Annotated in this window: 11 protein-coding genes and 1 tRNA gene; 5 read left to right on the top strand and 7 right to left on the bottom strand. The window is 58.5% G+C overall.

Annotated elements, in window-relative coordinates; all coding sequences use genetic code 11:
- Nucleotides 1-41: 41 nt before the first annotated feature.
- Together BLU26_RS05650 and moaB are read right to left on the bottom strand one after the other, a co-directional pair.
- The gene (locus tag BLU26_RS05650; RefSeq protein ID WP_092284650.1) at nt 42-1,250 is read right to left on the bottom strand and encodes a molybdopterin molybdotransferase MoeA; all 1,209 of its coding nucleotides are present in this window, start codon (nt 1,248-1,250) and stop codon (nt 42-44) included.
- Entirely contained in the window at nt 1,247-1,783 is a 537-nt protein-coding gene (moaB, locus tag BLU26_RS05645) for a molybdenum cofactor biosynthesis protein B (RefSeq protein WP_092284648.1), read from the bottom strand. Before moaB ends, BLU26_RS05650 begins: the two co-directional genes overlap by 4 nt.
- A gap of 118 nt (nt 1,784-1,901) precedes the next feature.
- Between moaB and mobA the strand changes: the two genes are divergently transcribed.
- Both mobA and BLU26_RS05635 read left to right on the top strand, forming a co-directional pair.
- Nucleotides 1,902-2,480 (top strand): molybdenum cofactor guanylyltransferase MobA, encoded by a 579-nt coding sequence (gene mobA / locus BLU26_RS05640; RefSeq protein ID WP_092284646.1) that lies wholly within the window; start codon nt 1,902-1,904, stop codon nt 2,478-2,480.
- A gap of 76 nt (nt 2,481-2,556) precedes the next feature.
- Nucleotides 2,557-2,633: transfer RNA gene (locus BLU26_RS05635), tRNA-Pro, on the top strand.
- A gap of 315 nt (nt 2,634-2,948) precedes the next feature.
- Here the strand turns inward: BLU26_RS05635 and BLU26_RS05630 are convergent.
- The 3 genes from BLU26_RS05630 to BLU26_RS05620 form a co-directional block, all read right to left on the bottom strand.
- Complete coding sequence (locus BLU26_RS05630; RefSeq protein ID WP_092284644.1) at nt 2,949-3,929, bottom strand: methyltransferase; 981 nt, start codon at nt 3,927-3,929, stop codon at nt 2,949-2,951.
- Nucleotides 3,926-5,293 carry an iron-containing redox enzyme family protein gene (locus BLU26_RS05625; protein ID WP_407920345.1) on the bottom strand — a complete coding sequence of 456 codons (1,368 nt, stop codon included), beginning with the start codon at nt 5,291-5,293 and terminating at the stop codon, nt 3,926-3,928. The genes BLU26_RS05630 and BLU26_RS05625 overlap by 4 nt, the downstream gene beginning before the upstream one ends.
- A 527-nt stretch (nt 5,294-5,820) precedes the next feature.
- Nucleotides 5,821-6,156, bottom strand: a complete 336-nt coding sequence (locus tag BLU26_RS05620; protein ID WP_092284642.1) for a hypothetical protein — start codon at nt 6,154-6,156, stop codon at nt 5,821-5,823.
- Nucleotides 6,157-6,347: 191 nt separating this feature from the next.
- On the opposite strand from BLU26_RS05620, the gene ku reads away from it, so the two are divergent.
- Nucleotides 6,348-7,235 (top strand): non-homologous end joining protein Ku, encoded by an 888-nt coding sequence (gene ku / locus BLU26_RS05615; protein WP_092284640.1) that lies wholly within the window; start codon nt 6,348-6,350, stop codon nt 7,233-7,235.
- A gap of 56 nt (nt 7,236-7,291) precedes the next feature.
- Nucleotides 7,292-9,928, top strand: coding sequence for a DNA ligase D (ligD, locus tag BLU26_RS05610; RefSeq protein ID WP_092284638.1), 2,637 nt, complete (start codon nt 7,292-7,294; stop codon nt 9,926-9,928).
- Between the two features lie 62 nt (nt 9,929-9,990).
- Here ligD and BLU26_RS05605 read toward each other — a convergent pair whose 3' ends face one another.
- Together BLU26_RS05605 and BLU26_RS05600 are read right to left on the bottom strand one after the other, a co-directional pair.
- A complete protein-coding gene (locus BLU26_RS05605; RefSeq protein ID WP_092288378.1) occupies nt 9,991-11,034 on the bottom strand; it encodes a mechanosensitive ion channel family protein in 1,044 nt (347 codons plus the stop codon).
- A 179-nt stretch (nt 11,035-11,213) separates the two neighbouring features.
- Nucleotides 11,214-11,555: a DUF3509 domain-containing protein gene (locus BLU26_RS05600; protein WP_092284636.1), complete on the bottom strand. Its 342-nt coding sequence runs from the start codon at nt 11,553-11,555 to the stop codon at nt 11,214-11,216.
- 408 nt (nt 11,556-11,963) lie between these two features.
- Here BLU26_RS05600 and BLU26_RS05595 point away from each other — a divergent pair, with 408 nt between their 5' ends.
- A complete protein-coding gene (locus tag BLU26_RS05595) occupies nt 11,964-12,818 on the top strand; it encodes an SDR family oxidoreductase (RefSeq protein WP_092284634.1) in 855 nt (284 codons plus the stop codon).
- Nucleotides 12,819-12,848: the final 30 nt, after the last annotated feature.

The following is a 12,848-nucleotide window of genomic DNA, read 5'->3' as shown; positions in this document are numbered from 1 at the left end:
TGATAGCAGGGGATAAGCGCCGGGAGCGGGTGTGCGGCCGCTCAGTCGAGCAGGCCACTGAAGGGTAGAAAGGGCACGGACTCGCCTGCGGCGACTGTGCTGCCGGCGGTAATCAACACCAGCCCGCTGCCCTGGCTGGCGCTGCTTAGCACGCCAGAGCTTTGGTTGCCGCTGAGCACTACGCGGCCATCGCGCAGGCCGGCGCGCAGGTATTCGTCACGGGAGCCGGAGCGCGGCCAGTCAAATTCGGCGGGTAGTTGGTAGCTGACGGCGTCTACCTGGTTACAGCCGAGGCGCGTGAGCAGGTAGGGGCGCACCAGCAGCAGAAAGGTCACCAGTGTAGCGGCCGGGTTGCCGGGCAAGCCGAGCAGGGGAGTGTCGGCAAAGCGGCCCAGGGTAAAAGGCTTGCCGGGCTTGATGGCCAGCTTCCAGAGTGCGACTTCACCCTGCTCGCGCAGCACTTGCCCGAGGCAATCGGCCTCTCCCACGGAGACGCCGCCGGAGCTGATGATCAGGTCGGCCTGCTCGGCCAGCGCGCGCAGCCGAGCGCTGGTCTGCGCCTTGTCATCGGGCAGGATACCGCCGTCGATGATCTGTTGCCCAAGCCGTTGCAAGGCGCCGATCAGGGTAAAACGGTTGCTGTTGTAGATTTTTCCGCTCAGCAATGCCGAACCCGGCTCTACCAACTCGTCGCCCGTCGACACCACCGCGACGCGCAATGGCCTGCGCACCGCGACGCGGGCCAGCCCAACCGAGGCTATGACGCCAAGATCCTGTGGCCGCAGGCGCAGCCCGGCGGGCAACAAGGTGCTACCGCTGCGTACATCCTGCCCTTGCGGCCGCACGTTCTGGCCGGGTTGTACCGCTTGGGTGAGTCGCGCCAGCCCGTTGTCGGCCAGCTCGATATTTTCCTGCATCTCGACGCAATCGGCGCCCGCCGGCAGCGGCGCACCGGTAAAAATGCGCGCACAGGTGCCAGGTTGCAGCGGTGTCGGCGCCATGCCGGCGGTGATGCGTTGGCTAACCGGCAGGCCCTGTTGTCTGGCTTGCTCCGCGTCCGCGCTATTGAGCGCGTAACCGTCCATGGCGCTGTTATCCCAGGGCGGCACATCGTGCGCGGCGATTACGGGAGCGGCCAATACATGGCCCAGCGCCTGCTCCAGCGGCAGATCGTCGACCGGCTGCGCAGCGTGGTTGCGCGCGCTGCTCAGCAACTGCGACAAGGCTTGATCGACCGGCATCAGACTCATGCGCGGCTGTCGCACAGCTCAGTGCTGCCCAGGTGCTGCACAAAGTTGCAGGGCCGGGTGCGCGCATCAAGTTGTTCCTGCAGGATCTTGGTCCAGGCGGTACGGCAGGCGTTGGTGGAGCCGGGCACACAGACCACCAGGGTGCGATTGGCCAGACCGGCCAGCGCGCGCGATTGCAGGGTGGAAGTGCCAATTTCCTGCCAGGAAATATGCCGGAACAGCTCACCGAAACCGTCCACCAGCTTGTCGAGCAGCGGCGTAATTGCCTCGGGCGTACTGTCGCGGCCGGTAAAGCCGGTGCCACCGGTAATCAGCACGACCTGCACGTCTGACCGCGCAATCCAGGCCGAGACCGTGGCCCGAATCTGGTAGATGTCGTCGGGCTGCAACTGGCGGTCGGTCAGTTGGTGGCCTGCCTCGATCAGGCTATCGCTCAGCAGTTGACCTGAGGTATCAGTGTCGAGTGTGCGGGTATCGCTGACGGTCAGAACGGCGATGGACAGGGGAGTGAAGGGTGCGTCTGGCTTGGCCATGCTGAGTTCCTTGATACGGCTGCGCTGGCCATCGCAGGCTAGCTTGCGACGGCCAACTTTCTATTGGGCTGGGCCGGGTGTTATAACACACAGCTGTTGATTACCCGAGCCCTCAGCCATGCAGCAAAGCCTTGTCCCCACTTCTTTACTACTGGCCGGCGGGCAGGGCAGTCGGTTGGGCGGGCGCGATAAGGGCCTGATGAGGTACGCAGGCGAGCCGGTCGCTGCCCACCTCAGCCGCCTGTTGCGTCAACTGGGCGGTGAGTTGCTGATCAGTTGCAATCGCAACCAGGCCGTTTATGCGCCCTTGGCGGATAGGTTGGTGAGCGATGTGGAACCGGGCTTCCCCGGACCACTGGCCGGTATTCTGGCCGGCCTGCACGCTTGCCGCAGTTCGCACCTGGTGGTGCTGCCCTGCGATATGCCCAAGGTAGATTTAGCGTTGCTGCAGGCGTTACTGGCGCGTGCGGCCGAGGCGCCGCAGCTGCCTTGCATGGTGCGCGCGGGCGAGCGCTGGCAACCTTTGTTGTGCGTTATCCCGCAGGTGTTATTGCCGCAACTGGAGGCCGCCTGGCGACAGGGGCAGCGCAGCCCCTTGCGCTGGTTATTGGCGCAAGGGGCCAGGGTATTGGATCTCTCGGCAGATGATCCAAGGCTGCATAACGGCAACAGCCCGAATGATTGGGAGTCACGCTAACTGTCGGAAAACGGTCATATTTTTCCGGCGACCCTCTTGTGCGATACGACCAATTCGGTAAAATGCCGGCTCATAACGGAGTGTAGCGCAGCCTGGTAGCGCGTCTCGTTCGGGACGAGAAGGTCGCTGGTTCGAATCCAGTCTCTCCGACCATAATCCTGTCTCTCATTGTTTCTTGTTGTAGCGATGAGCTCTGAAAAGCCCGCCTATGGCGGGCTTTTGCGTTGTTGTTCATTTCCCTCTGTTTCTGTTTGTAGCTATACAGTGTTTACGCTGCTCTTAAGTAGAGAGTGTAAGCTCGCGGACAAACATCGTAGAAGCATTTTTGTACTTACTGTTGGCCCTGCGGGATCCTACTGAATGACTTAACTAACCAGGGTTCTGGAAATTGTTCGCGTTGTATAACCGCGTTAAGTCTTTCCCACAAAATTCACCGCAGCTCGACGTGGCACCAGATTAATCTAACTGCTAACTTTTGCGAGTTATGCGCACTAAAATAGCGGCGATGCGCTCCACATTTTCATATCCGGGTTCCTCCAGCTCCTCACCAAAAACATCAGGATCGAGTTCTTGGTAGTGCCAGTTGTATTGCGGCTCGTTCAGTAGCAGCTGCAACCACGGATATAACGGGTCACCCTTGGACGTAATGGCGACTCCGCTGTAGAGCAGCAGAGTTCCACCTACTGTCAGCCTCGGCAATGCGGCCTTTACTATCGCCTGTGTCAGCCCCAATCCCAGTTGTCCGCCACCGTTACGGTAGGCACGACATTCTGGATCTGCCATATAAGGCGGGTTGGCGACAATAAGATCAAAACCTCCTTCGACGTCCTTTAGCAGGTCACTGTGCAGTGCGTGCACGTTGCAGACCCCTGCTGCGGTGGCATTGATGCAGCTAAAGCTGAGCGCTCGCGGATTAATATCCAATGCCAGCACCTCAGAGGCTGGCCGAGCCAACGCGATACTGAGGGCGCCCGGCCCCGCTCCGCAGCCTATATCGGCAGCTCGCCTGACCGGGGGGCCTGCGTCAGCTATACCTCCGGGACTAAGAAAATCTTCAATGGCGCTTACAAACCGATAGCTGTCCGGGCCGAAGAAGACGGCGTCGGGCTCGTTGGTGGGATACGCGGAGTGTAATAACAGCTGGCTGCCCATGCTGGAGCAGCGAACGCGGCTGCGGTACTGATCCTGCTCGGTAACTAGCACGTCGGCAGCGCGCATGTTCTGCAGCAGTATGGGCCCCAGAAGACCCTGTGAAAAAGGGCGACTCCACCCGAACACGCCGGCTAGTTCCCGAGCTTCAGCATTCTCCGGACGGGCGTTTACGCGCGCGTGGGTAGCTGGGGTACAAGTCACGAAGCGGTAATTTTGCTCCTTCAGATATTGCGCCAAGCTCACGAGCGCTTGTTCGGAAGCTGAAAGGGCAACAGGCTGGCGACATGCTGAGGTCATTGCAGATACGCCTGAAACTCGCGCGTAGCGTAAAGCCCGGCTGGAGTGAAGTGGGTGGCCGGGGACATGAGCTCAATCAGGCGCGCCTGGCGCTGGGGTTCAGGCAGCGTTTTGAGCTCCGCAGCCAGTGCCGCGGTTTCATGATCCTGAGGGTTGTCGTTAGCGGCCGTACCAATATGACGTCGACGGCGCGTTGCCTTTTGGGTCTGATTGCCGGCAATCCAGTCGTGCAGCAGCTGTAGCTCGTAGCCGCTGAATACGCCAAACATGGGCGCGCCTGATCCCTGTACCAGGCGCCAGAAGCGACTGTTTTCGGGGTCTTCATCACGGCGTATCCAGCCGCGCGTTTGCAGCGCGGCCAAGAAATTCGGGATCTGGCCGGGCTCGCTAAGCCACTCATTTACTGTGCGGCCCTCAATCTTGCAGTAGTCAGAATGCACCATGCCGGCGACATTGGCCTTGCGCTCGAGCATCTGCACCAGCTGCTCCTCCAGGTTGAACTCCGCGATGACGTGGGTAGAACTGACGCCTAGGTCGTTAAGCTGATAGCCGCGCGAGACCCGGCGGTAGAACTCTGTCTGATCACCAACTACCGGCAGGTTGGCGAGCACGGCCTGTACCGCTTTCTGGGCGTGGCCAGTACCGCTATTGTCGATAGTGACATGCAGCTGAAAGTAATAGGGGTCGATACCCAGCTCGGCGAGCTCATAGCTGGTTATCAACAGGTGCAGCGGCAGCTGCTCGTACCCCAGGTTATAACCCAGTACTTCGGGCAGGTAGTCTTCGGCTAAATGGCCGAGCGCCAACTGCACAGCGCCCTGATGGTAATAACAGTCTTCGATCTCGCTCAGTTCATCGCAGTCGTTGTTACTGAGCAACAGCTGATACAGCACTACGTGGTTTTGTGCGGGCACGCCGTCGCCCAACTCTTCAAGATAGGTGCGCACCAAGGGGCGCAGAGCGGGAATTTTCCACTGCCGTAGCACCCGGTATAGCCAGGCGCCGTCTACCATCTTGGTCGGCGCAACATGACGCAGGAAGTACAGCGCATGGGCCCGATTGGCGAAGTAGCGGCGAGGTTGGCCTTCGCGTCGATCAGCTAGATACAGCGCGTAGGCCTCGGTGGTGCGCACGGCGCCGTCGCGTACCCAGTCCATCAGGTGGGCGGGATCCTCGGGCATCTCGCATTCATGAGCAGAACATTCCTGCAACTGCTCGTCCAGAAAGCACCCGGCCTGTTGCAGCGTCTCTGATTTCAAGTGCGAGTAGGGTTGCATAAGCGCTTGATACAGGGTCTTCATGGCGCCTTGGGTCGATAAATGGGCAGGGTCCTGATCAGCGTTAAATCGGGGCTGCAGCGGCATGGTAGTCATCTGTTCCTCACCCAGAGGTGTGCAACCTCTGCTTCTGGTTATGTGTAACGACAAGAGCTTGATTGGACGGCAGGGGCCGGGGTGTACTTCTTTATGACGGGCATTGGCCGGTAGGAGTTCAGAGGAAATTGCGGGGTGGATCGTTTGCGGGGCACTTGAGCCAGCACGAGGCCTCTCGCATTACAGACGATTGCGGGCCAGCTTGCGCAGTAGTCAGAACGGTAGAAGGAAGATAGAAGTCAGTAGGACAGCAAGCGCCACAAAACGGCAGAGAGTCCATAGCAGGAGAAACCGGCCAAAGGACCGGGAGTCCTGTACTCAGCACACGCCGCTTACCCGCCGGGTTCGCTGCAGGCTACGTGTTAAACAATTGTCCCGCAGGGCCGTTTGCTTGGCGACGCGGAGCAGGGCAGCAACTACTTGAAATCTCTTACTTGAAATCTCTTGCCGCCGTCGCCTCAAAGCAAAATTCAGCTGACGCATCGGCGTCAAAGCGCGGCAAGGGGGCCGCCGCTTTTTTAGGGAGCTGAGTCAGCTCCTGCACCACCGCTACCGCCGGGACGACCCGCGGGCCCGGTAGCGCCGTCGCCATTCTCGCGGTCGCGATCGATCGTGTTGTTTTGATCCAGGGCGTTGTTGCGGTCGGTGCCGATATCGTCATCGCCATGATTGTCCATACCTTGGGCATCATGTCCCGTAGCCCTGTTTCCACCTGTGTCCTTAACGCCGGGAATTGCACTGTTGGACGTGCGGTCATCTTCGCGGTCGACCATGTCGTCAGCTACCGCTGGGAGGCCGCTCAGTAATGCGACGGAAAATAATGCGGCACTCAAAAGCTTGATCTGGGTGTTCATCGCCTTCTCCTCGTTGGTGTGTGCGCGCGGCGCGAGCCGTGCAATACGGTAGAGGGGTCCCATCAATGCGAAGTTCAAGCATTTTTCACTGTGGCGCGGGCCTGTCGGCCACGGTCCACGCGGGCTTTAGTCTGAACCTAGGCAAATACCCTAGGGTCACAGCTGATATGAGACTTAACCGGAGATGAACCATGGCACGTGCAATCTGGAAGGGCGCCATCAGTTTTGGACTGGTACATATCCCGGTCGCGCTGGTGTCCGCCACGCGTTCTGGCGGCGTAGATTTCGACTGGCTCGATGAGCGCAGCATGGACCCGGTGGGCTACAAGAGGATCAACAAGCGTACCGGCAAGGAGATCGAATCCAAACACGTGGTGAAAGGCGTGCAATACGAGAAAGGTCGCTATGTGGTGCTCAGTGATGATGAAATCAGCGCAGCGCATCCAGAGGCAACTCAGACGCTGGATATTTTCGCTTTTGTCGAGCGCGCGCAGATACCCTTGCTGAACATTCAAAAGCCTTACTTTCTGAATCCAGAAAAGCGCGGACAGAAGGTTTACGCCTTGCTGCGAGAAACCCTCATACAGACCGACCGTGTTGCGCTGGCCAATGTTGTGATTCGCTCGCGTGCGCGCCTGGCGGCCTTGATGCCGCTGGAGGACGCCCTGGTGGTGGTGCTGCTGCGCTGGCCGTCGGAGGTGCGCAGCCTTGAGCGTCTGGACCTGAACGAGACCGTGCGCGAGCCCAAGTTGAACAAGAAGGAGCTGGACATGGCCAAACGCCTGGTGTCAGACATGGAAGCGGATTGGTCGCCCGATGAATATCAGGACACTTTTGTCGACGAAATCATGGCGCTGGTCGAGAAAAAGGCCAAGTCAGGCAAGCTGAAAAAGGTGTCTACCACCGACTCAGACCAAGGTCGTCGCAGCGCAGATGTAGTCGATCTTACCGAGTTGCTCAAGCAGAGCCTCAAGGGCGGCTCCAGCAAAGCCAAGACCAGTCGCAGCAAGAGCCGCTCCAACAGCAAGAGCGACGATGCCGGTGACGATGGAGGCAGACGCAAAACCAGCCATAAATAACGGGCGGAACACAGCTTCCTTGTGGCCAAGCCTTGACTGCTGACGGAGAGACCTTCATGGCAAGCTCCCATAGCGAATACAACAGCAAACGCGATTTCAAGATCACCAAAGAACCTCGGCAGACCCGGGTCAGAAAGCGATCAGGCAAGCACAACGCTTTGCAGTTCGTGGTGCAAAAACACGAGGCCAGCCACCTGCACTATGATTTCCGGCTGGAACTGGACGGTGCCCTCAAGAGCTGGGCTGTGCCTAAGGGGCCCAGCCTCGACCCCAGTGAGAAGCGCCTGGCGGTCCATGTGGAAGATCATCCACTGAGCTACGCCGGCTTTGAAGGCAGTATTCCCAAGGGGCAGTACGGCGGCGGGGATGTGATCGTCTGGGACCACGGCACTTGGCAACCGGTGGGCGATCCGCAGGAGGCTTATCGCAAGGGTAAGCTGAAGTTCGTCCTGCAGGGAGACAAGCTCGCTGGCCGCTGGAATCTGGTGCGCACCCGCATGGGCGGCAGCAAGGAGCAGTGGCTGCTGATCAAGGAAGCGGATGACGCTGCGCGCGAGCACGCCGAATTTGATGTATTGAATGAACGCCCGGAAAGCGTAATTACCGGCGAGCTACTGCCGCTGGATCAGCAGGCGGGCAAGAAAAAAGCCGCTGGCAAGAGCAAGGCCGGAGCCGCCAGCAAAGCTGGCAAGGCGAAAGCGGAAAAGCCAGAAGCCAGCGTTAAAGCGGCGAGAAAGTCGACAGCAAAAAAGCGCAGTCGCGCCAGGCCTGATATGCCAGCGATGCTCAAGCCGCAGCTCGCTACCCTGGCCGACGCACCGCCCAGTGGCGATTGGCAGTACGAGATCAAGTTTGATGGCTATCGCCTACTCGCTCGAGTACAGGGCGCAGAGGTACGCCTGTTCACCCGCAACGGCAACGACTGGACTGACCGCCTTGGCACCCAGGCCGCGGCCATAGCCGATTTGCAGCTCAAGGATTCCTGGCTGGACGGGGAAGTGGTGGTGCTCAACGATAACGGGCTACCGGATTTTCAGGCCCTGCAAAATGCCTTCGACCAGGAGCGTGACCAGTCCATCGTCTTCTATCTGTTTGATGCGCCTTTTCTCAATGGCACCGATCTGCGCGATGAACCGCTAGAGGCGAGGCGCGAGGCGCTCCGCTCGGTACTCGATCAGAACGAGAACGACCTGTTGCGTTACTCCAGCGAGTTTGCAGCCCATCACGATGACCTGTACGCCAGCGCCTGCCGTATGGCGCTGGAAGGGCTGATTGGCAAGCGGCGCGGGAGTACTTACGTTTCCAAGCGTAGCGCTGACTGGATCAAGCTCAAATGCCGCTTGCGACAAGAGTTTGTGATAGTGGGCTATACCGACCCAAAGGGTAGTCGTATCGGGTTTGGTGCGTTGTTGCTGGGCGTACACACCGCGCTGGGCAGCGGTGAGCTGCGCTATGCCGGCCGGGTTGGCACCGGTTTTGATAACGATATGCTGGATGCGCTGCACAAGCGCATGAAAAAACTTGTGCGTAAAACCACGCCTTTGGTTAACACCCAGGGCGTTCCCCAGGCTGGGGCGGTCAACTGGATCAAGCCGGAGCTGATCTGCGAGGTCGAGTTCGCCGAGTGGACGCAACAGCAGCGGGTGCGCCAGGCGGCGTTTATGGGTCTTCGCAGTGACAAACCGGCGAAAGACATTCTTCAGGAGCAGCCAACTGCTGCCGCGCTGCTGCAGACGCCACAAGCCGTCTCTGCGGGTGCGCAAAAGAGCACCAAGGTCGAACCTGACATGGCAGCGCCGGACCATGTAGCCGGGGTGCGTATATCCCACGCAGACCGGGTGATAGATACGCGCAGCGGCCACCGCAAGGGCGAGCTGGCAGCGTTCTATGCGTCGATCGGCGAATGGGTATTGCCTCATCTGAAGGGCAGGCCGGTGTCCCTGTTGCGGGCGCCGGAAGGTGTAGAAGGTGAGCAGTTCTTTCAACGCCACGCCAGTCAGCTGCAGATACCACACCTGACCGAACTGGACCAAGCACTGGATCCAGACCACGCCCCCTTGATGGAGATCAACTCCATCGAGGCGCTGGTGGGCACCGTTCAGATGGGCGCCATCGAGTTGCACACCTGGGGCGCTACCCATGACCGGATAGAGCGCCCGGACCATCTGGTCCTGGATCTGGACCCCGACCCCAAACTGCCCTGGTCGAGCATGCTGGAAGCGACTCGGTTGACGCTATCAGTGCTGGATGAACTGGGCTTGGAAGCCTGGCTGAAAACCAGCGGCGGCAAAGGTATTCATATCATCATCCCGGTGGCCAGGCATCTGGACTGGGAGGCGGCCAAGAACTTTACCAAAGCCATTTCGCGCTTTATGGCCGAGCAACTGCCCGAACGCTTTGTCGACAAAATGGGGCCCAGAAACAGGGTTGGCAAGATCTTCGTCGATTATCTGCGTAACCAGCGCGGGTCCAGCACAGTGGCGGCCTACTCGGTGCGCGCGCGCCCTGGACTAGCGGTGTCGGTTCCCATAGCGCGGAGCGAGTTGGATCACCTGCGCAGTGCCGCGCAGTGGCATATTGGTAATCTCTCAGAGCGCCTGCAGCAGTTGGAGGCCGACCCCTGGGCGGATTACCACAACCGTCAGAGAGTCACCAAGAGCATGTGGGAGAGATTGAACGAAGACGCGCCCTGAAGCGGGCAGGGCGCGAATGGCGGGCAAACGGATCTACTCGGTGAGAGAGCGACCAGGCGGCGTCAGATTTGTTCGCCGCTCACGTGTGTGGTGGCGTTGCTGATAGTGGCACGTGTGCGCGGCAGGCACTCGGGATGCTCACGATTGATGTAGGCAATCAATTGCTCACGCAGATAACAACGCAGATCCCAGTTGAGCGATGAATTGCGCGAACTGGCCAGAGCGCGCAGCTGTATGACCTTGTCGGTGGCATCGGTCACCTGTAGCACCTGAACGCGGCCATCCCACATCTCCGGTACGGCTTCGCACAATCGAGCCAATTCCTGTTTCAATGGCTCCAGCGGCAGCGAATAATCCGTCCACAGAAACACCGAGCCCAGTATCGAGCTGGTTTGTCGGGTCCAGTTCTGAAAAGGCTGCTCAATGAAATACTGCAATGGCACTATCAGGCGTCGCTCATCCCAGATGCGCACCACCACATAAGTGCCGGTGATCTCTTCAATACGCCCCCATTCACCTTCCACGACGACCACATCATCCAGCCGAATGGGCTGAGTCATTGCAATTTGGATGCCGGCAATCAGGTTGCCCAGCACCGGTTTGGCGGCAAAGCCGATAGCTAAACCGGCGACGCCGGCCGAAGCCATCAGCCCAGTACCGATCTGTTTAGCCCCCGGGAAGGTGGTGAGCATAGCCGCGACGCCGAAAAACACCAGAAACAAGTTCATTGTGCGGACCAGCACCCGCGTCTGGGTCTGGATTCGACGCGCACGCAGGTTGTCGGCTACATCTACCGGGTGCCGTAACAAGAGAAATTTTTCGACCGCGCGGACGACGCGAGTGGCTGCCCATGTCATCAGGGCGATAATCAGCAACGCGGTCAGGTGCCGCGCGGGGCCTAGCAGCGGTAGGTCATCGGCAGCGGCGCGAAGCACCATTTGAAGTGCCACCAAAGGCACTATCCAGCTTATGGGCTTTTGCAGTTGCTCGGTCAGTTGGCGCACAAAGCTAACCCGGCTGGTCGCCTTTACCAGCAACCCGGCCACCAGGCGTGCGGCCACACCGGATACCAGCAAAACCACCACAGCCCGAATTACTAAACGCATTTCAGCCTGAACCCAGATTGCTTGCCAAATTTCCATAATCTACCCGTGTGCTCTGAAAATCAGTTCTGCGTCGTTATCGCCATGCGGCTCGAGTAATCCAACTGCAATCTAATCAGATCGTTACCCGGGCGCAGCCTCTGTTGGTACCTAAGCTACTGACAGCGATAGGCGCCATGGGCTCATCCCTTTCGAGGTGGGCGGCCGGTGATCGTCAGCTTGCGTTCCTCCCATAGTCGATCCCATTTGGTCCGATGCAGTTCCCCACCCGTGTACGACTGTTGTTTGACCTCTGTCAAAAGTGTTTCCAAGTCACGCTGGCTGTCATGGCCTTCGACGAATAGGTCCAACTTGATCCGGCTGATTAATTGCGCGTCTGACATATTGGCCAGCAGTACTCGTCGATAGACAGGGTTTGAGTTCTTGTCGCATATGACCAGTAACTGGTTCCCGTCAGGACGCGGTTCACAACTGATGTGGTAGTCGGGAAATGCTTCGTAAAATGGGGTGAGGTCGCGTTGCATCCTATGGTCTCCATGCCGGGGATTAATCACCCTAGAGTGACATCACGGTTAGAAACAAAATTCCTCTGGTAGAAAGCGTGAAAACGCCAAGCAAAAGTTAAAAACTGTGCTACGCCCTAAGTAAACTTCCTTTTTTTGGGCAAAATAGTCTTAAAAATATAATTTATATAATCATTTATTCTTAAATGCGGCGTTTTACCTGCAAGCGAGTGTTTTGTAGTCACTGGCTTATAAAGCAAATAAGAATTACAAAATCTTTTCTTATTCTTATTTGAGTAAACAATAAGCAGCAGGGCAGCCACAGCACAAAAACTGCTTGAACTCGCCATCCGACTCCCCGGTCAATCCTTTACGTGCCATTCAACGGCTCGCTTTTTTATCCACTGTTCACGATTGCAGGAGACCGTCATGCATGACCAGACGCCACCAGCCCAACATCAGGATCAGGAACCCTCCTCCGAAAAGAAAATGGATCCGCCCCCGGAGTTCTATCGTGAAGATTATCGCCCAGCTAGCAAGCTGGCCGGGAAGGTGGCCTTGGTGACTGGGGCGGACAGCGGCATAGGCCGCTCCGTAGCCCTCTACTACGCCCTGGAAGGCGCCAAGGTGGCGGTGATCTACCTGCAGAATCATGAGGATGCAGAGTTCACCTTAAATGAAATCCGCAAACATGGCGGCGTCGCCATGAGCATGGCGGGTGACGTCGCAGAAGAAAGCTTTTGTCATGAGGTAATAACGACAGTGCTCGAAGAGTGGGACGCCCTGGATATTCTTGTGAATAACGCTGGTGAGCAACACCCTCAGAAACGCCTGGAAGACATTCCCCAGGAGCAATGGGAGAAAACTTTTCGTACCAATATCTTCGGCATGTTCCAGATGACCAAGGCCGCGTTACCGCATCTGAAAGAAGGCGCTTCCATCATCAACACCACCTCTGTAACCGCTTATAAGGGTAATCCCGTGCTGCTCGATTATTCGGCTACCAAGGGCGCCATCACCTCATTCACGCGTTCGCTGGCGATCAATCTGGCCGAGCGCGGTATACGCGTTAACGGCGTAGCGCCAGGGCCGATCTGGACACCCCTGATTCCATCCACCTTCTCCGCCGAGACGGTGTCGGAATTCGGCGGCAACACTCCCATGGGCCGGCCAGGGCAGCCGGCTGAGCTGGCACCGAGCTACGTCTACCTGGCCTGCAACGATTCCAGCTACGTTTCCGGGCAGATTCTTCACGTTAATGGCGGCACCGTGGTCAATGGCTGAGCCGCTGGCGACCATGCCCGCACTTCACAC

This window comes from Halopseudomonas sabulinigri (assembly GCF_900105255.1).
Classification (GTDB): Bacteria; Pseudomonadota; Gammaproteobacteria; order Pseudomonadales; family Pseudomonadaceae; genus Halopseudomonas; species Halopseudomonas sabulinigri.
The sequence above is the reverse complement of the archived record's forward strand: the minus strand, read 5'-3'. Positions and strand labels throughout refer to the sequence as shown.

Excerpts from the sequence above, each read along its gene's own strand:
- BLU26_RS05650 (WP_092284650.1), bottom strand. The coding sequence starts at position 1,250 with ATGAGTCTGATGCCGGTCGATCAAGCCTTGTCGCAGTTGCTGAGCAGC.
- moaB (WP_092284648.1), bottom strand. The coding sequence starts at position 1,783 with ATGGCCAAGCCAGACGCACCCTTCACTCCCCTGTCCATCGCCGTTCTG.
- mobA (WP_092284646.1), top strand. The coding sequence starts at position 1,902 with ATGCAGCAAAGCCTTGTCCCCACTTCTTTACTACTGGCCGGCGGGCAG.
- BLU26_RS05630 (WP_092284644.1), bottom strand. The coding sequence starts at position 3,929 with ATGACCTCAGCATGTCGCCAGCCTGTTGCCCTTTCAGCTTCCGAACAA.
- BLU26_RS05625 (WP_407920345.1), bottom strand. The coding sequence starts at position 5,293 with ATGCCGCTGCAGCCCCGATTTAACGCTGATCAGGACCCTGCCCATTTA.
- BLU26_RS05620 (WP_092284642.1), bottom strand. The coding sequence starts at position 6,156 with ATGAACACCCAGATCAAGCTTTTGAGTGCCGCATTATTTTCCGTCGCA.
- ku (WP_092284640.1), top strand. The coding sequence starts at position 6,348 with ATGGCACGTGCAATCTGGAAGGGCGCCATCAGTTTTGGACTGGTACAT.
- ligD (WP_092284638.1), top strand. The coding sequence starts at position 7,292 with ATGGCAAGCTCCCATAGCGAATACAACAGCAAACGCGATTTCAAGATC.
- BLU26_RS05605 (WP_092288378.1), bottom strand. The coding sequence starts at position 11,034 with ATGCGTTTAGTAATTCGGGCTGTGGTGGTTTTGCTGGTATCCGGTGTG.
- BLU26_RS05600 (WP_092284636.1), bottom strand. The coding sequence starts at position 11,555 with ATGCAACGCGACCTCACCCCATTTTACGAAGCATTTCCCGACTACCAC.
- BLU26_RS05595 (WP_092284634.1), top strand. The coding sequence starts at position 11,964 with ATGCATGACCAGACGCCACCAGCCCAACATCAGGATCAGGAACCCTCC.